This window comes from Micrococcus sp. APC 4021, from assembly GCF_030407635.1.
Lineage (GTDB): Bacteria > Actinomycetota > Actinomycetes > Actinomycetales > Micrococcaceae > Micrococcus > Micrococcus luteus.
In genome coordinates this window covers 1-17,797 of the sequence record NZ_JASDCZ010000040.1, presented here as the reverse complement: position 1 = coordinate 17,797, position 17,797 = coordinate 1, and the positions used below count along the sequence as shown (strand labels likewise).

17 protein-coding genes are annotated in these 17,797 nt (G+C 72.9%); 5 read left to right on the top strand and 12 right to left on the bottom strand.

Annotation, left to right across the window (positions count from 1 at the left end):
- Positions 1-25: 25 nt before the first annotated feature.
- The 9 genes from QL983_RS05420 to QL983_RS05380 form a co-directional block, all read right to left on the bottom strand.
- Positions 26-346 carry a hypothetical protein gene (locus QL983_RS05420; protein ID WP_290151657.1) on the bottom strand — a complete coding sequence of 107 codons (321 nt, stop codon included), beginning with the start codon at positions 344-346 and terminating at the stop codon, positions 26-28.
- A gap of 209 nt (positions 347-555) precedes the next feature.
- Positions 556-1,416, bottom strand: coding sequence for an aldolase/citrate lyase family protein (locus QL983_RS05415; RefSeq protein WP_069941119.1), 861 nt, complete (start codon positions 1,414-1,416; stop codon positions 556-558).
- A gap of 131 nt (positions 1,417-1,547) precedes the next feature.
- Positions 1,548-2,333 carry a fumarylacetoacetate hydrolase family protein gene (locus tag QL983_RS05410; protein ID WP_069941120.1) on the bottom strand — a complete coding sequence of 262 codons (786 nt, stop codon included), beginning with the start codon at positions 2,331-2,333 and terminating at the stop codon, positions 1,548-1,550.
- A 403-nt stretch (positions 2,334-2,736) separates the two neighbouring features.
- Positions 2,737-3,903 (bottom strand): 3,4-dihydroxyphenylacetate 2,3-dioxygenase, encoded by a 1,167-nt coding sequence (gene hpaD, locus QL983_RS05405; protein ID WP_036313533.1) that lies wholly within the window; start codon positions 3,901-3,903, stop codon positions 2,737-2,739.
- Positions 3,904-4,163: 260 nt separating this feature from the next.
- The gene (gene hpaE / locus QL983_RS05400; RefSeq protein ID WP_230297506.1) at positions 4,164-5,708 is read right to left on the bottom strand and encodes a 5-carboxymethyl-2-hydroxymuconate semialdehyde dehydrogenase; all 1,545 of its coding nucleotides are present in this window, start codon (positions 5,706-5,708) and stop codon (positions 4,164-4,166) included.
- Between the two features lie 80 nt (positions 5,709-5,788).
- Positions 5,789-6,490, bottom strand: coding sequence for a GntR family transcriptional regulator (locus tag QL983_RS05395; RefSeq protein ID WP_036383628.1), 702 nt, complete (start codon positions 6,488-6,490; stop codon positions 5,789-5,791).
- A 2-nt stretch (positions 6,491-6,492) separates the two neighbouring features.
- The gene (locus QL983_RS05390) at positions 6,493-8,091 is read right to left on the bottom strand and encodes a fumarylacetoacetate hydrolase family protein (protein ID WP_230297507.1); all 1,599 of its coding nucleotides are present in this window, start codon (positions 8,089-8,091) and stop codon (positions 6,493-6,495) included.
- Positions 8,092-8,185: 94 nt separating this feature from the next.
- The gene (locus QL983_RS05385) at positions 8,186-9,400 is read right to left on the bottom strand and encodes a PLP-dependent aminotransferase family protein (protein WP_134377408.1); all 1,215 of its coding nucleotides are present in this window, start codon (positions 9,398-9,400) and stop codon (positions 8,186-8,188) included.
- A 72-nt stretch (positions 9,401-9,472) separates the two neighbouring features.
- Positions 9,473-10,270: a hypothetical protein gene (locus QL983_RS05380; protein WP_230297508.1), complete on the bottom strand. Its 798-nt coding sequence runs from the start codon at positions 10,268-10,270 to the stop codon at positions 9,473-9,475.
- Between the two features lie 158 nt (positions 10,271-10,428).
- On the opposite strand from QL983_RS05380, the gene QL983_RS05375 reads away from it, so the two are divergent.
- The 4 genes from QL983_RS05375 (at position 10,429) to pdxT (ending at position 13,500) form a co-directional block, all read left to right on the top strand.
- A complete protein-coding gene (locus QL983_RS05375) occupies positions 10,429-11,274 on the top strand; it encodes a CoA ester lyase (RefSeq protein WP_144825175.1) in 846 nt (281 codons plus the stop codon).
- 51 nt (positions 11,275-11,325) lie between these two features.
- Positions 11,326-11,811 carry a VTT domain-containing protein gene (locus QL983_RS05370; RefSeq protein WP_041102620.1) on the top strand — a complete coding sequence of 162 codons (486 nt, stop codon included), beginning with the start codon at positions 11,326-11,328 and terminating at the stop codon, positions 11,809-11,811.
- 115 nt (positions 11,812-11,926) lie between these two features.
- Positions 11,927-12,871: a pyridoxal 5'-phosphate synthase lyase subunit PdxS gene (gene pdxS / locus QL983_RS05365; protein WP_036313496.1), complete on the top strand. Its 945-nt coding sequence runs from the start codon at positions 11,927-11,929 to the stop codon at positions 12,869-12,871.
- A complete protein-coding gene (gene pdxT / locus QL983_RS05360) occupies positions 12,868-13,500 on the top strand; it encodes a pyridoxal 5'-phosphate synthase glutaminase subunit PdxT (protein WP_186303346.1) in 633 nt (210 codons plus the stop codon). Before pdxS ends, pdxT begins: the two co-directional genes overlap by 4 nt.
- Before the next feature lie 36 nt (positions 13,501-13,536).
- On the opposite strand, the gene ald is transcribed toward pdxT, so the two are convergent.
- A complete protein-coding gene (ald, locus tag QL983_RS05355) occupies positions 13,537-14,679 on the bottom strand; it encodes an alanine dehydrogenase (protein ID WP_144879596.1) in 1,143 nt (380 codons plus the stop codon).
- 105 nt (positions 14,680-14,784) lie between these two features.
- Here ald and QL983_RS05350 point away from each other — a divergent pair, with 105 nt between their 5' ends.
- Positions 14,785-15,282 carry a DUF456 domain-containing protein gene (locus tag QL983_RS05350; RefSeq protein ID WP_036339666.1) on the top strand — a complete coding sequence of 166 codons (498 nt, stop codon included), beginning with the start codon at positions 14,785-14,787 and terminating at the stop codon, positions 15,280-15,282.
- Positions 15,283-15,337: 55 nt separating this feature from the next.
- Here the strand turns inward: QL983_RS05350 and QL983_RS05345 are convergent, their stop codons facing one another.
- Positions 15,338-16,066 (bottom strand): FCD domain-containing protein, encoded by a 729-nt coding sequence (locus tag QL983_RS05345; protein WP_230297355.1) that lies wholly within the window; start codon positions 16,064-16,066, stop codon positions 15,338-15,340.
- Positions 16,067-16,145: 79 nt separating this feature from the next.
- Positions 16,146-17,797: L-lactate permease (locus QL983_RS05340; RefSeq protein ID WP_290151638.1), on the bottom strand; the 1,652-nt coding region annotated here is incomplete at its 5' end.

Below are 17,797 nucleotides of genomic sequence, written 5' to 3'. Positions count from 1 at the left end.
CATCACTGGGCAGTCCTCATGGCCGTCAGCGGGTCATTCCCTGGCCACCTATGGGCAGCTTTTCATGGCCGCTTACAGCGGGCACGGTCAGGCCGTGCAGGCGCGCGGCGGTCTCATGGCTGACGACGACGTCGGGATGGCGCCGCTGATACGCGCGGATCTCATCCATCGTCCACTCACGGACGGAGACCGCCGCAGGGCCGGCCGGCCCGTAGATGCCGTGGCGCAGCCGCCGCAGGTCTGAGGACTGCAGTCGGGACCACGTCACACCCGCCCGGCGCGCGTCATCGACCGTGAAGGCGGTGGGGTCGATCGACGGCGGCAGCGGGGCGGGACGACGGGGCATGCGGCGAGCGTGCTCCGTCGGTCGGCATCCCGAGACAGACGAGCGGGGGCCTGGGGACGCGCGAGGGGGCCCGGTGCGGTTGTGCAGGAGGCGGCGACGTCCCCCGAAGCGCCGGCCCCGAGCCATTCGAGGCGGGAAATCCACGTCATGGGCCAGGATCGGGCGTCCATGGGGTGGATTTCGCGCCCCGAAGTGAGGGGATGACCGGATCAGTACGACGCGCGGGGCGCGCTCTGCCCGTCGGCCGCGGCGTTGCTCGGGGCCGGGCACCAGCGGTCGGCGAGGGCCTCGGCGGCGCGGGCCAGCAGGGCGACGTCGGCGCCCACGTTGACGTAGTCCGCACCGGCGGCGGCGTAGGCGTCGGCCTGCGCGGGCACGAACGCGTTGACGCCCACGATCTTCCCGGCGGCCTTGACCTTCGTGATGACCTCCTCGACCGCGGCCACCACGTCCGGGTGCGACTGCTGGCCGAGCAGGCCCAGGGACGCGGAGAGGTCCGAGGGGCCGATGAAGACGCCGTCGATCCCGTCCACCGCCGCGATCTCGTCCGCGTTCCGCACGCCGGCGGCCGTCTCGATCTGCACGATCACGGAGACGTGGTCCGCCGCGCCGGGCAGGTAGCCGGGGATCCGGTTCCAGCGGCCCGAGCGTGCCAGGGCGGAGCCCACGCCGCGCACCCCGCCCTCGGCGGAGCCGTCCGGGTAGCGGGCGGCGGCCACGGCGCGGCGGGCCATCGCGGCGTCGTCGACCATGGGCACCAGCAGCGACTGGGCGCCCAGGTCCAGGAACTGCTTGATGGCCACGGTGTCCAGCGCCGGCACGCGCACCAGGGTGGGCACACGGTAGCCGGCGATCGTGCGCAGCTGGGCGAGGACGTCCTGCAGGGTCAGCGGTGCGTGCTCGGCGTCGATGAGCAGGTAGTCGAGGCCCGCGCCGGCGCAGATCTCCGCCGTCGTCGGGTCCCCGGAGGAGAGGAACATGCCGGCGGCGGGGCGGCCCCCACGGGCGGCGACGGCCTCGGGCGTGAAGAGGTCGCGGAACAGCGGCTGCGGGTTGTGGCGGACGGGCATGGGACGTTCCTCCGGGGTTCTCCGCGCCCTCCACCCGACGCGGGTTGAGTTGTCGCGGGTGGAGCGGCGTCGTACTGGTGATAGGTCAACCCGCGTTGCGGGCGGGCGGGGCGACGACGACGGCGGGCGGCTCAGGCGAAGCGGCAGGTGATGGTGCCCAGCGGGCCGTAGTCGGCGTAGACGGTGTCGCCCTCGTGCACCCACATCGGGCGGGTGAAGGAGCCGGCGAGCACGATCTCACCGGCCTCGAGCGCGTCCCCGTGCCCGGCGATGCGGTTGGCCAGCCAGTGCACGCCGTTGGCCGGGTGGTTCAGGACGCCCGCGGCCACCCCGGTCTCGATGATCTCCTCGTTGCGGGAGAGGATGCCGGACACCCAGCGCAGGTCCACGTCGTGCACGCCCACGGGGCGGCCACCGATCACCAGGGAGCCCAGGGCGGCGTTGTCCGAGATGGTGTCCGTGATGGTGCGGCCGGCCATCTCGATGCGCGAGTCCAACACCTCGAGCGCGGGCACCACGTACTCGGTGGCGCGCAGCACGTCCATCAGGTTCAGGCCGGGCCCGCGCAGCTCGTCCCGGAGCACGAACGCCAGCTCCATCTCGATGCGCGGGTGGGTGTACTTCTTCCACTCGTACACGTGGCCGGACTCGAACACCTGGTCGTCGAAGATCACGCCGTAGTCCGGCTCGTCGATCCCGGTCGCGTCCTGCATGGCCTTGGAGGTCAGGCCGATCTTGTGGCCCACCTTGCGGCGGCCCGCCTCGACCTGGCGCTCGGCCCAGATGCGCTGGACGGCGTACGAGTCCTCGATCTGCATCTCCGGGTAACGCGCGGTCAGCCGCGGCACGGTCACGCGGTCGATGCCCGCACGGTGCAGCTCGTCGGCGATCTTGACGTGGGTCTCGTGGTCCAGCACAGCGGTCTCCTTCACGACGACGGGCAGGGGCCTGGCCTTGATCGTATACGATTACGCGGCTCGGCCCCCGGCCCCGTCGCCATCCTGTCACCGCCCCGGATCAGTCCGGGGCGCGCGTCCCGATGCCCAGCCCGGGCTTGCGGCGGTGCACCGTGAGCCAGGCCAGCCCCCCGACGCCCGTCTGCGAGGCGGGACACCCCTGCTCCCCACGCTTCGAGGCGGGAAATCGAGCTCAAACTGGCCCTCCCGGCTCGAATGAGGTGGATTTTCCGCCTCGAACGGCGTGGGGCGGGGAGACGCGGAGACGCGGAGGATGGTAGGGAGGGCGGACGCCGACGGCGGGCACCCGAGGTGGGTGCCCGCCGTCGTCGTGGTGTCCCGGAGCGACGCCCGGGGGTGCCGGTCAGAGCTGGTTGCCGAGCTTGTACTCGCCCTGCTTCCACTCCGGCATGGACTCCTCGCCCTGCCCCTCGCGGGTGTAGGAGAAGCCGTCGGCGCCGATGGTCACGGCCATCTCCGAGTCGTCGGTGCGGGAGACCAGCGGCTGCAGGTTGCCGTCGAGGTCCAGCACGCGGGAGGCGTCGGTGTACCAGGACGGCACGACCGGGGTGCCCCACCAGTCGCGGCGCTGGTTGTCGTGCACGTCCCAGGTGACCACGGGGTTGTCCGGGTCACCGGTGTAGTAGTCCTGGGTGTAGACCTCCACGCGGTGGCCGTCCGGGTCACGCAGGTAGAGGTAGAACGCGTTGGAGACGCCGTGGCGACCCGGGCCGCGCTCGATGTGGTCGGACATGCGCAGGGCGCCGAGCTTGTCGCAGATCGCCAGGATGTTGTGCTTCTCGTGCGTGGCGAAGCACACGTGGTGCATCCGGGGGCCGTCGCCGCCGGTCATGGCGGTGTCGTGCACGGTGGGCTTGCGGCGCATCCACGCGGCGTAGACGGTGCCGTTCTCGTCCTGGATGTCCTCGGTGACGCGGAAGCCCAGGTCCTGCATGTAGCGGGCGGCGCGCGGCACATCCGGGGTCACCTGGTTGAAGTGGTCCAGGCGGACCAGGGCGCCCGGGGTGTAGAGGTCGTAGCGCCAGGCCAGGCGCTCCACGTGCTCGACGTCGTGGAAGAACTCGTAGGGGAAGCCCAGCGGGTCCTCGACGCGCACGGAGTCGCCGACGCCCTTGACGAAGCCGTCCTTCCGACGCTCGACGCGGCAGCCCAGCTCCTCGTAGAAGGCGACCGCCTTGTCCAGGTCCTCGGGGGTGCGCACGCGGTAGGAGAACGCGGCCACGGCGGCGGTCTCGCCCTGGCGCAGCACCAGGTTGTGGTGGATGAACTCCTCCATGGAGCGCAGGTAGACGGTCTCCTCGTCCTCCTCGGTGACCACCAGGCCGAGCACGTCCACGTAGAACTCGCGGGAGACGGCGAGGTCCGTGACCACGAGCTCCATCGAGGCGCAGCGCAGGATGTCCGGTGCCTCGGACGTCGGGGTGGGGAGGGGGTTCTCCGGGTCGATGGGGGCTTCCTTCGTGACGAAGAAGCCGGAGGAGGTCTTCTGGCGGCTCTCGAGGTTGGTCATCGGTGCTCCTTGGTGATGGCGGTGCGCTGTGGCCTGGGACACGGTCGCTCACTCGATCGTATACGATCCGGGCGACCGACGGGAAGGCCGCCGAGGAACGCGGGTTGAGTTGTCGCGGGTCCGGGGCGCCCGCACCCGCGACAACTCAACCCGCGTCGGGTGGGCCGGGGGAGAGACCCGGCCCGGCCCCACCACGACGACGGCGCCCGCACCGTCGCGGGGACGGTGCGGGCGCCGTCGTGGTCACCGGTCAGTGCGGGTCAGCCGTCGATCTTCGCCGCGGCCTGCTCCTGCTTGCCGAACACCGGGTTGTGGACCTCGCCGAGGTTGATGTGCACGGCCTGCTGATCGGTGTAGAAGTCGATCGAGCGGTAGCCGCCCTCGTGGCCCAGGCCGGAGGCCTTCACCCCGCCGAACGGGGTGCGCAGGTCCCGCACATTGTTGGAGTTCAGCCACACCATGCCGGCCTCCACGTTCTGCGCGACGTTGTGGGCGCGCTTGAGGTCGTTGGTCCAGATGTAGGCGGCCAGGCCGTACTTGGTGTTGTTGGCCAGCTGCAGGGCCTCCTCCTCCGTGTCGAAGGGGGTGATGGCCACCACCGGGCCGAAGATCTCCTCCTGGAAGATCCGGGCGTCCGGGGCCACGTCCGCGAACACGGTGGGCTGCACGAAGTTGCCCTCGGGGAAGCCCTCCGGGCGGTCACCGCCGGCCACCAGGCGGGCCTCGGTCTTGCCGATCTCCACGTAGGACATGACCTTCTCGAAGTGCTCCGGGTGCACGATGGCACCGACCTCGGTGGTCTCGTCGTCCGGCAGGCCGACCTTCACGCGGGAGGCCTGGGCGGCGTAGCGCTCCACGAACTCGTCGTAGACGGAGCGCTGGACCAGGATGCGCGAGCCGGCGGTGCAGCGCTCGCCGTTCAGGGAGAACACGCCGAAGATGGTCGCGTCGATCGCCGCGTCCAGGTCCGCGTCCTCGAACACCACGGCCGGGGACTTGCCGCCGAGCTCCATGGACAGGCCCTTCAGGTGCGGGGCGGCGTTGGCGAAGATGATCTGGCCGGTGCGGGACTCGCCGGTGAAGGAGATCAGCGGCACGTCCGGGTGCTTCACGAGCGGGTCGCCCGCGTAGCCCTCCTCGCCGAAGCCGTGCACCATGTTGAACACGCCCTGGGGCAGGCCGGCCTCCTCGAAGATCCCGCCCCACAGGGAGGCCGAGAGCGGGGTGAACTCCGCCGGCTTCAGGACCACCGAGTTGCCGGTGGCGATGGCCGGGGCCAGCTTCCAGGACTCCAGCATGAACGGGGTGTTCCACGGGGTGATCAGGCCGGCGACGCCGATCGGCTTGCGGTTCACGTAGTTGATCTGGCGACCCGGCACCTTGAAGGTGTCGTCGTGCTGGGCCACGATCAGGTCCGCGAAGAAGCGGAAGTTCTCGGCGGCGCGGGCGGCCTGGCCCCTCGCCTGCTTGATCGGCAGGCCGGTGTCGAAGCACTCCATCTCGGCCAGCTGGTCGCCGCGGGTCTCCATGATGTCGGCGATCCGGTGCAGCACACGGGAACGCTGGCGCGGCAGGGCCTGGGACCATTCGCCGGACTCGAAGGCCCGCTTCGCGGCGGCGACGGCGCGGTCGATGTCCGCGGCCTTGCCGGAGGCGGCCGTCAGGTACGGCTCGTTGGTCACCGGGTCGAGCACCTCGAAGGTGTCGCCGTCGATCGAGTCGACGAACTCGCCGTCGATGTAGTGGCGCAGGACGTCGGGCAGGCCCTCGGGCTTGCGGGCCTCGATGCTGGTCTTCTCCGTCATGGTGTCTCTTTCGCTGAGTGCTTCGGGGGCGGATGGTCGGGGTCTGGCGCCGACGACGTCGGCGCCGGTCCGGCCGGCGGTCACGCGGACGGCTCGGCGCTGTGCTCCAGGTAGGCGCGCAGGGTGTTCAGGCGGTGGGCGCGGGCGGCGGCCTCGATCTCCTCGAAGCGCGCCCCGTCCTCGATCAGGCGCAGCAGGTGCTCGTGCTCGTCCACGGAGGCCACCGCCCGGCCGGGCACGTACGCGAACGTGGAGGAGCGCAGCGCGGCCAGGCGGTTCCAGCCGCGGTGCACCAGGTCGTGCACGTGCTCGTTCTGGTGATGCTCGAACAGGATCGAGTGGAAGCGGCGGTTGAGCTCGGTGAACGTCACCGGGTCCCAGGCCGTCTCCGACTCCGTCATCGCGCGCATGGTCGCGTTCACCTCGCGGGCCGCCGCGAGGTCCTCGGCGGTCACGTGCGGGGCGCACTGGGCGGTGGAGAACCCCTCCACCAGCGCCAGCGTCTCCATGGTGTGGCGGTACTCGACCGGGTCGATGCCCACCACGGTGGCGCCCACGTTGCGCTCGTAGGCCACCAGCTTCTCGGACTGCAGGCGGCGGATCGCCTCCCGCACGGGCACCACGGACATGCCCAGCTCCGCGGCGATCTGGGACAGCACCAGCCGGTCGCCCGGCTCGTGGCGCTGGTCCCGGATCCCCTCGAGGATCGCCTGGTAGGCGCGGTCCGCCTTGGAGACGGGGGCTCCTGCGAGGCCGACCGTTCCGATGTCCGTGCGGCGCATGCTCAGGCGTCGCCCTCCGGGGCCGGGGCGTCCGGCAGGGTCTTGCGGTACTCGGCGAACTTGGCCTTCCACTCGGCGTTCGGGGGGAACATCCCGTCCACCGGGTAGCCGGCCTTGACCTGGTCGTACGCCCAGGCGTCCTGGAGCTCCTGCTCGTAGGCGTCGTCCACGACCTCCTGGAGCAGGGACGGCGGGATGACCACCACACCGTCGTCGTCGCCGACGATGATGTCGCCGGGCTGCACGGTGGTGCCGCCGCAGGCGATGGTGCCGCCGACCTCCCACGGGATGTGACGGCGGCCCAGCACCGCCGGGTGCGTGGCGCCGGCGTACACCTGGAGGCCGACCTCGGCGACGGCGGCGGAGTCGCGGATGCCGCCGTCCGTGATCACGGCGTTCGCGCCGTTCACCTGGGCGCGCAGGGCCAGGACGTCCCCGAGGGTGCCGGTGCCGTGCTCGCCACGGGCCTCCATGACCACCACGTCGTCCGGCTGCACCGAATCGATGGCCCGCTTCTGGGCGTTGAAGCCGCCGCCGAACTCTTTGGCCAGGTCCTCGCGCTTGGGGATGTAGCGCAGGGTCTTCGCGTAGCCGAGGACGCGCCGACCCCGGTGGACCGGGCGCGGGCCGTCGATGGTCGCGTTCTGGACGCCGCGCTTCTGCAGCTGGGCGGTGAGGGTGGCCACCGCGGTGGCGTCGATCTTGGCGCGCAGCTCGGGGGTCAGCAGGGAGCGGTCCGGCTGCGGGGCGCTCGCGACCCAGTGGCCGTTCTCGTCCACCGCGGACGACGACGGCGCCGCGGCCTGCGGGGCCAGGCCGGCGGCCTCGCGGGAGCCCCAGGCCTCCTCGCGCTGCACGTCGTCCACCTGCGGCTGTGCGCCGAACGGGGCCATGGCGTGCTCCGAGTCGACGACCGTCGTCACCAGGCGGCCGGTGGTCGGTGCGCCGGGGGCGCTGGGGGCGTCCACCTCCACCTCGACGACGTCGCCCGGCTGGGCCACGGAGGATCCGGCGGGGGTGCCGGTGAGGATGACGTCGCCCTCCTCGAGCGTCATGAGCTGCGAGAGGTCGGCCACGAGCTGGCCGAACGGGAACACGAGGCCCTCGGTGGTGTCGTCCTGGACGATCTCGCCGTTGACCCAGGTGCGCACGCGCAGGGCGGCCGGGTCCAGGCCCGCGGCGGAGATCACCGCGGGGCCGAGCGGGGTGTAGCCGTCGCCGGACTTGTTCTTGACGTTGGAGCCCTTGTCCGCGTGGCGGAGGTCGTAGAGGCCCCAGTCGTTGGCGGCGGTGATGCCGGAGACGTGCGACCAGCCCTCCTTCGGGCTGACGCGCCGGGCGGTGCGGCCGATGATCAGCGCGATCTCGCCCTCGTAGGCGAGCAGCTCGGTGCCGGCGGGGCGCTCGATGGTGTCGCCGGTGCGGGCGAGGGAGGTGCCGGCCTTGAGGAAGTAGCCGGGGGCCTGCGGGGACCGGCCGCGCTGGGCGATGCGGGAGGGGTAGTTCAGGTGGACGGCGAGCACCTTGCCCGGCCGGTTCTCCCGGACGGTGAAGTCGTGCTCGGTGACGGTGGGCGTGGGATCCGGTGTGCTCTGCGTCATGGTCGAGATCGTATACGATCTCGCGGGCCCGGGAAAGAGGTCGCACGTCCGGCAGACGCGCCGGGCCGACGTCGTCGTGGGCGCCCGCCGCGGCTCAGCGGGCCCGGTCGATCGACTCGTTCACCGCCGGGGCCAGGCGCCGCACGCCCTCCACGAGCTTCTCGGCCGCCACGAACGAGTACGCCAGGCGCAGGGTGGAGTGCGTGCCCTCGACGGGGGTGAAGGCCGCCCCCGGCACGAACACCGCGCCCGCCTCGATGCCGCGGTGCATCACCTCGAGGGTGTCCACCCCGGCTGGCAGGGTGGCCCACAGGAAGAAGCCGCCCTGCGGGGTGATGAACTCGACCGCCGGGTCCCAGTGCTCACGCACCGCGTCCACGAGCGCCGCGGCCCGCTCGCGGTACAGCCCGGTCACGTGGCGGACGTGGCCCTGCCAGTCCAGCTGCGTGACGAAGGCGGTGGAGAGCATCTGCGAGTACGTGGACGCGTGGATGTAGGCGGACTCCGCGCACAGGTAGAACTCGCGCTTGAGCGCGGCCGGCACGAGCGCCCAGCCGATGCGCACGCCCGGGGAGAAGATCTTGGACATCGTGCCGAGGTGGACCACGTTGTCCCGGTGGTCGGCGGCGATCGGGGCGACGGGCTCGCCGTCGAATGCGATCTGCCCGTAGGGGTTGTCCTCCACGATGAGCACGCCGTGCTTCTCGCAGATCGCGCCCACCTCGGCGCGGCGGCCCGGGGGCAGGAGGGCGCCCGAGGGGTTCGCGAACGAGGGGATCGTGTAGAGGAAGGCCACGCGGCGGCCCTCGGCGGCCAGGCGGGTCAGGGTCTCGTCGAGGGCCGCGGGCACCAGGCCGTGGTCGTCGGTGCCCGTGGCCACGGCCTCGAGCTGCCAGGTGGTGAAGGTGGTCAACGCGCCCACGAACGTGGGGTCCTCCACCACGACGACGTCGCCCGGGTTCGCGAACGCCCGGCAGGCGGTGTCGATCGCGGCCTGCGAGCCGGGGGTGATGACCACGAGGTCGGGATCCGCGTCCGGGATGCCGTCGGCGGCCATCACGGCGGTCGCGGCGGCACGCATCTCCTCGGTGCCCTGGCCCGGGCCGTACTGCAGGGACTCCGTGCCGAACCGGGTCATCAGGTCGGAGGCGATCCGGCCCAGCTCGTCGAGGGGCAGGTCGGCGAGCCACGGGTTCCCGCCCGCGAGCGAGACGAGGTTCGGGTCCATCGCGATGTCGAAGACGTCGCGGACCGCGGACTGCTTCACGCCGACGGCGCGCTGGGACAGGTGATCTCGGAGGTTCCGCACGCTCGGCACCCTATAGCACGGCGCGGCCGCCGGTGCAGGTCCGATGACGGGCGACGACGGCGGGTCACGCGGTCAGGGGGCGCTCGGCTCCTGGGCGGGGGACCACGTGCCCTGGGTCGGCTCGGCGGGACCCCAGGACGACTCCTCGGCCGGCGCCCAGGTGTCGTCCGAGGGCTCGGCCGGAGCCCACGTGTCCTCCGGCGACTCGCCCTCCGGCGCCCACGTCTGCTCACCGGATCCGTCGCTCGGCTCCCCACTCGGCGCGGGGTCCCCCTGCGGGACGTCCACGGGCTCGCCGAGGCGGAGCGGCTCGAGCCCCAGCACGTCGTCGAGGTCCCGGCCGTCCACCTCGAGCCGGACCTGTCCCGCTGACGTGAAGGCGGCGGCGGTCGCCTGCAGCTGGGCGCGGATCCGCTCGGCCGTGCAGTCGTCCTCCGGCGTCACGGTGCCGGTGAAGGTGAAGATCTCCACGTCGCCCGCGCGGCGGTGCCCGGTCGGGGTGAGGGTCTCGCGCGCGTCGAACACGGCGTTCCACAGCGACGGGTCGCCGTGCCAGCCGCGCTCGTCCGCGAACAGGAAGTCCAGGGCGGTGTCCGCCTCGTCCTCGGTGTCCGTCGGCACGGTCTGCACGGGCACCAGCAGGTCGCCGCAGCCGAAGGGCCGGCCGCTCGTCCCCGGGACCGCCTCCGCCTCGGCGACGGCGAGGTAGACCGTCAGCGGCTGATACCCCTCCGTCGCGGGCAGGGGCACGCCGTCGTCGGACGCCGAGTCCTCGGCCAGGTCGGGGGCGACCGCGCAGCCGGCCAGCAGGCACGCGGCCGCCACGGCACCCGTGAGCCGCAGGGCGCGGGAAGGGGAGGTCGGGCGCATCGGGTACTCCTGGCGGTCGGGGCTCGGCGGCGTCGGACGGGCCGACGGCCTCTCCATGCTACGGCCGTCCGCCTCGCCCGCCGCGAGCGGATGTGAGGCCTCCCACGGGTGGGAAGGGGCCCGTGGGCGGACGACCGCGGCGGGCTAGGCTGGAGGCCATGCCCGTGAGGAACCGTCGCGCCGCCGCCCTGCCCGCCAAGCTCAGCCGCTCCTGGCTGCTGGTCAACGCGGCCACCCCCGACGCGTTCGCCCCCGCCCTGGCCTCCGAGGCCGACTCCGTCATCTTCGACCTCGAGGCCGCCGTGCCGGAGGAGCAGAAGGACGCGGCCCGCCAGCACGTCGTGGACGCCCTCTCCGGCGGCATGACGGCGTGGGTGCGCATCTCTGCGACCTCCACGGACCACTGGCAGCGGGACCTCGAGGCGCTCACGGGTCTCGACGGCGTGCGCGGCGTCGTGCTGGCCGAGACCGAGGAGCCGGAGCAGGTCACGTTCACCGCGATGCGTCTGCGCGCCGGCACCCCGGTGATCGCCCTGCTGGAGTCCGCCCTGGGCATCGAGAACGCCACGGCCGTGGCCAAGGCGCCGGGCACGTTCCGTCTCGCCTTCGGCGTGAACGACTTCCGCAAGGACGTCGGCGTCGGCGAGGACCCGCTGGCCATGGCCTACGCCCGCTCCCGCATGGTGATCGCCTCCCGCGTGGGCGGTCTGCCCGGGGCGATCGACGGACCGCCCGGCAACGCGGACGGTGAGGACGCGGTCGTCGACTCCAGCGCCGTCACCGCCTCGATGGGCATGACCGGCCGCCTCGTCCTGAACCGGGATCAGGTGGACTGGGTCAACCGGGCGATGTCCCCGTCCGAGGACGAGCTCGCGTGGGCCCGCGACCTGCTCGAGAAGCATGCTCAGGGCGCCGCCGTCGGCGACGGTTCGTACCTGCCCCGCGTGCTGCGCGCCCAGAAGATCGCGGACCTCGCGGACTCGTACGGGCTCTGGAACGCGTGAGCACGGCCGGGGCGCGCGCATGAGTCCCCGCACCGACGGGTGGCTCCGCCCATGATGGCGTGGATCGACGGGCTGCCGCTGCTGTGGTCCATCGGGTTCTTCTGGATGCTGGCGATCCTGCGCACCCTGATCGTGTTCTCGCTCGGGCGGGGGCTGGCCTCCGGCGTCGAGCGGACCCGCTGGTTCGCCCGCGTGATGGAGGGGCCCGTCTATGTCCGCGCCCAGCGCTTCATCCAGCGCCACGGGGTGTGGGCCATCCCGTTCTGCTACCTCACGGTGGGCATCCAGACGGCGGTGATCGGCTCCGCCGGCGTCGCCCGCATGCCCTGGCGCCGGTTCCTGCCGGCGGCCGCGCTCGGCACGTTCCTGTGGGGCGTGGTGTACGGGACCGTCGGGATGGCCGTGGTGTGGGCCGTCATCGGCGCGGCGCTCGGAGAGGGCCGGGGTGTCCTCGCCCTCGTGCTGATCCTCGCGGCCGTGGCTGCGTTCGTCGTGTGGCGCCGACGCCGCACGCTGCGCCGGCACGGGGCCGGGTGACGTCGTCGTCCGTGACGCGGGCCGGGCTTCGCCGCCGGGGGACTAGAGTTGACCGCGTCTTCGCCCTGGCCAGCCGCCCCGCGGCCGGGGCCGCCACCCCTTCGGAAGGACCACCATGAGCGACGAGCGCGCCCGCAGCTTCTCCGCCTCCACCGCCTCCGCCGCCGACGACGGCGCCCGCGGCACCGGCACGACCCGCGTCAAGCGCGGCCTGGCGGACATGATGAAGGGCGGCGTGATCATGGACGTCGTCAACGCGGAGCAGGCGCGCATCGCCGAGGACGCCGGCGCCGTGGCCGTCATGGCGCTCGAGCGGGTCCCGGCCGACATCCGCGCCCAGGGCGGCGTGGCCCGCATGTCCGACCCCGACCTGATCGACGGCATCGTCGAGGCCGTGTCCATCCCCGTGATGGCCAAGGCGCGCATCGGCCACTTCGTGGAGGCCCAGGTGCTGCAGGCGCTCAAGGTGGACTTCATCGACGAGTCCGAGGTGCTCTCCCCGGCGGACTACGTGAACCACATCGACAAGTGGGACTTCGACGTGCCCTTCGTGTGCGGCGCCACCAACCTCGGCGAGGCCCTGCGCCGCATCACCGAGGGCGCGGCCATGATCCGGTCCAAGGGCGAGGCCGGCACCGGCGACGTCTCCGAGGCCGTGAAGCACATCCGCACCATCCGCAAGGAGATCGCCCAGCTCCAGGGCCTGGCCCAGGACGAGCTGTACGTGGCCGCGAAGGAGCTGCAGGCGCCGTACGAGCTGGTGCGCGAGGTCGCCGAGACCGGCGCCCTGCCCGTCGTGATGTTCACCGCCGGCGGCGTGGCCACCCCGGCCGACGCAGCCCTGATGATGCAGATGGGCGCCGACGGCGTGTTCGTGGGCTCCGGCATCTTCAAGTCCGGCAACCCGGCCGAGCGCGCCCGCGCCATCGTCAAGGCCACCGCCCAGTTCGACGACCCGATGGCGGTCGCCGAGGCCTCCCGCGGCCTGGGTGAGGCCATGGTGGGCATCAACGTGGGCGACCTGCCCGCCCCGCACCGCCTGGCCGAGCGCGGCTGGTGAGTCCACAGAAGACCGTCGGCGTGTTCGCCCTCCAGGGCGACGTGCGGGAGCACGTGCACGTGCTCGAGGCCCTCGGCGCGCGCACGCGCCCGGTGCGCCGCCCCGCGGACCTCGAGGGTCTGGACGGCATCGTGCTGCCCGGCGGCGAGTCCTCCGTGATGGACCGCCTCGCCCGGATCATGGGGCTGAAGGACCCGCTCATCGCCGCCCTCCGCGACGGTCTGCCCGCCTACGGCACGTGCGCGGGGCTGATCATGCTGGCCCGCGAGATCCGCAACCCGGCGCCGGATCAGGGCGGGCTCGGCGTGCTGGACGTGGCCGTGCGGCGCAACGCCTTCGGCGCGCAGGTGGACTCGTTCGAGGAGGACCTGGACGTCCCCTCGGTCGCGGCGGAGCCGGTGCACGCCGTGTTCATCCGCGCCCCCGCCGTCCTCCAGGCGGGGGAGGGCGTCGAGGTCCTGGCGAGCGTGCCGACGTCGCGTCTGTCCGTGCCCGCGGCGGACCCGGGGCTCGACGGCGACGCGCGGCTGCCCGTGGCCGTGCGGCAGGGCCACCTGCTCGCCACGGCCTTCCACCCCGAGGTGACCGGCGACTGGTCCTTCCACCGGGCGTTCCTCGCGGGTCTCTGAGCGGCCGGTCGGCCCGGCGCGCGACGGGCGCGGGGCTCAGGCCTCCGCGAGGACCTCGGAGGTGACGCGGACATCCTTCTGGGGGTCCAGTCCGAGCTCGTCGGCCACGGCCGTGGCGACGGAGGGCAGGGTGAGCACGCCGTCGTGCGCGTTGAGGCCCCCGGCGAAGCCCTCGTCCGCGGCCAGCGCGGCGCGCCATCCGAGGTCGGCGATGCGCTTGATGTAGGGCAGCGTCGCGTTGGTCAGGGCCGAGGTGGAGGTCTGCGGAACGGCGCCGGGCATGTTGGAGACGCAGTAGTAGATCTTGTCCCCCACGAGGTACGTCGGATCCTGGTGGGTGGTGGCCCGCGAGTTCTCGAAGCAGCCGCCCTGGTCGATCGCGATGTCCACCAGCACCGACCTGGGCCGCATGGACTCCACCATCTCGGCGGTCACCAGCTTCGGGGCCGCGGCGCCGGGGATCAGCACGGAGCCGATCACGAGGTCCGCGTCCGCCACGGTCTCGCCGATGTTCAGGTGGGACGAGGCCAGCGTGCGGATCCGACCCTGGTGGACGGCGTCCAGCTGCGCGAGCCGCTCGAGGGAGATGTCCAGGACGGTCACGTCCGCGCCCATGCCCGCGGCGATCACGGCCGCCGCCTCGCCGGCCACCCCTCCGCCGATCACGGCCACCCGGGCGCGGCGGGTGCCGGGCACGCCGCCCATCAGCACGCCCGAGCCGCCCTGCGGCTGGAGGAGGTGGTAGGCGCCCGCGGCGGGGGCCAGGCGGCCGGCCACCTGGCTCATGGGGGCCAGCAGCGGCAGGGAGCGACCGCGGGTGACCGTCTCGTAGGCGATCGCCGTCGTGCCGGCGTCCAGGATCGCCCGCGTGCACGCGGGGGAGGCGGCCAGGTGCAGATAGGTGAAGAGGACCTGGCCGCGGCGCAGGCGACCGTACTCCTCCGGCTGGGGCTCCTTGACCTTGAGGACCAGCTCGGCGCGCTGCCAGAGCTCGTCGACGTCATCGACCAGCTCGGCGCCGGCGTCGCGGTAGTCCTGGTCCGAGGCGCCGGAGCCGACGCCGGCCCCCGACTGCACGAGGACCTGGTGGCCCGCTCGCACCAGCTCCTGGACCCCGCCCTGCGTCAGGGCCACACGGAACTCATTGTTCTTCACTTCGGTGGGCACGGCGACCAACATGCGGCGAATCTAGCCCATCCGGCCCGTTCCGGCGAGGGCGCGGGGGCCGCTGCGCGATCGCCCATGCACACGTCACCGCGGTGCCCGTCCCGTCATACTGGTGCGGTGACTCCCGCGCTGATCTCCCTCGTGGCCGTGCTCCTGCTCCTGGTGGGGCTGGTGGGCACCGTGTACCCCGTCCTGCCCGGCTCGCTGCTCAACCTCGTGACGGCTCTCGGGTGGGCCGCGCTGCTGGGTTCCCCCGCGTCCTGGACATTCGGCGTCATCGCGGCCGGTCTCGCCGTGGCGGGGCTGAGCGCGTCCGCGGTGCTGACCGGCCGACGGCTGCGACGTGAACGCGTCACCCGCGGCCCGATCCTGTGGGGGGTGGCCGGCGCCGCCGTCGGGTTCTTCGTGATCCCGGTGGTGGGTCTGTTCCTCGGCTTCGCCGTCGGCCTGTTCGCCTCCCAGTGGGCCCGCACCCGGGACGCCCGGGCCGCGCTCAGCAGCTCGATCGGCGCGCTCACGGCCATGGGCATGGGCATGCTCGTGGAGTTCTGCTGTGCGCTGGGCTCGCTGACCGCCGTGGGCGTGGGCGCCCTGGTGCACGGCGTCACCGCCTGAACCGCCGGAGCCGTCCGTCCGGCGGGACCCCGCGCGCGCCGGACCCTTCGCCGGCTCAGCCGCCGGCGGGCACCCTGCCGGTCTGGGCGAGGGCGGCGAAGCCGAGGACGTGCTCCCGCAGCTCCTGCGCGGCCGCCCGGCCGTCCCCGGCGGCGGAGGCGGCGAGGATCCGCCGATGGTCGGCCTGCAGGCCGGCGCGCACGGCGGGCCAGTCGGTCAGCCCGGCCACGGTCTCGGTCACGTAGCCGATGGTCGCCTGGCGCAGGGAGTCCAGCATCATCGCCGTCACGACGTTCCCGCCCAGGGTGGCCAGCCGCACATGGAACTCGGTGTCGAGCAGGTGGAAGTCCTCTTCCGGCAGCGCGGGGTCGTCCATCCGGTCCAGCAGGGTTTCCACCTCGGCCAGGACGGCGACGCTCTCGGGGTCGCCGGAGGTGGCGGCGGCCGCCTGCGCCGCATCGGTCTCGAGGAGCACGCGCGCGGCGACGACGTCGGCCATCGGCAGGGACCGGGTGGCGATGTGCAGGCGCAGCGCCCAGCCCAGCGCCGCGGACGGCTCGGAGACGACGACGGCGCCCGAGTTCGGCCCGGAGCCGGCGCTGGCGCGGATCAGGCCCATGGCCTCGAGCATCCGGGTGGCCTCCCGCACGGACGCCCGGGAGATGCCGAAGCGTTCGGCCAGGGTGCGTTCGCCGGGCAGCTTGTCCCCCACGACCACGGCGCCGGAGCGCAGCTCGGCCTCGAGCCAGTCGAGCACGATGGTGTAGGCGGGGGCAGCGGTCATGGACGGACCTTCCGAGGGGGCGGGGCGGCGACCGTCCATCCTACCGATGGACGCCGCCCCGCTCGGGTGGTGCAGGCGGTCAGCCCGCCGCCGGCAGCATCCACGCCAGCACGTTGGACTGCAGGTACACGAGCGTGCACACCGCCAGCAGGAGCACGAGCGACCACACCACCACGCGGCGCAGGATCTCGGACTCCCGGCCCTCCATGCCGACCGCCGTCGCGGCGATCGCCAGGGACTGCGGGGAGATCATCTTGCCCACGACGCCGCCGGAGGTGTTGGCGGCCACCAGCAGGGCCGGATCGGCGCCGATGTTCGTGGCGGCGGTCTGCTGCAGGGTGGAGAACAGGGCGTTCGCGGAGGTGTCCGAGCCGGTCACGGCGGTGCCGAGCCAGCCGAGCACCGGGGACAGGAACACGAAGGCCGCGCCCAGGCCGGCCACCCACGTGCCCATGGCGACCGTCTGGCCCGAGAAGTTCATGACGTAGGCCAGGGAGAGCACGATCACGATCGTCAGGGCGGACCAGCGCATGCGGGCGAAGCAGCGGCCGATCTCGGCGAGCGCGTTCCCCACCGAGAGCGGGAACCGGCCGTCGTGGTCGAACCGGGAGTAGACCACGGCCATGATCAGGCCGGCGATCAGCAGCAGCGTGCCGGGGGAGGCCAGCCACTCGAACTTGTACACGGTGCTCGCCAGGGGCGCGCCGGAGGCGTCGACGAGGTGCCCGTCGAGCCCGGGCCACGGGATCTTGGCGGTGGCGGAGTTCAGGGCCGCGGTGATCGAGGGGACCAGCTTGGCCAGGGCGAACACGGCCACGACCACGATGTAGGGCAGCACGGCCATGAAGATCCGGCCGGGGGTGAGGTCCTGCGCCGCCGCGCGGGCGGGGGCGTCGAGGCGCTGGCGGGCCTCCTCGGCGCCCCGCGGCCGCCAGAAGCGCAGCAGCAGGACGGCGGCGGCGAGGGAGACCAGGGAGGCCACGACGTCGGTGAGCTCGTAGGAGAAGTGGGTCGAGGCCAGCCAGATGGCGACGGCGAAGCTCGCGCCGATCACGATCAGTGCCGGCCACGTCTGCCGCACGCCGCGCAGCCCGTCGATGATGAACACGAGCAGGAACGGCACGAACACGGCCACGAACGGGGCCTGGTGGCCGACGATCGCGCCGATGTGCGTGGCGGGGATGCCGGTGAGCGTGCCCGCGGTGGTGATGGGGGTGCCCACGGCGCCGAAGGCCACGGGTGCGGTGTTCGCCAGCAGCACGGCGGTGGCCGCCCGCAGCGGGGGCACACCCAGGCCCAGCACCATGGTGGCCGTGATGGCCACGGGGGCGCCGAAGCCGGCGAGGGCCTCGAGCAGGCCGCCGAAGCAGAACGCGATGAGCACGGCCTGGATGCGGATGTCTCCGCCGCCGAGCGAGTCGAAGATCGCGCGCATGTCGTCGAATCGCCCGGAGAGCACGGTGACCTGGTAGAACCACAGCGCCATCACGACGATCCAGACGATCGGGAACAGGCCGAAGGTCGCTCCCTGGGCGGCGGCCAGCGCCGCCAGGTGGGCCGGCATGTGGAAGCCCAGCACGGCCACGAGCAGGGCCACCACGAGCGCGGCGAGCCCCGACTGCCAGGCCTTGAGGCGCAGACCGAGGAGGGTGGCGAAGAACGTCAGCAGGGGCAGGACGCCGAGCGCGGCGGAGAGCGCGACGCTGCCGGCGGCATCGGGGGTGGGGGTGA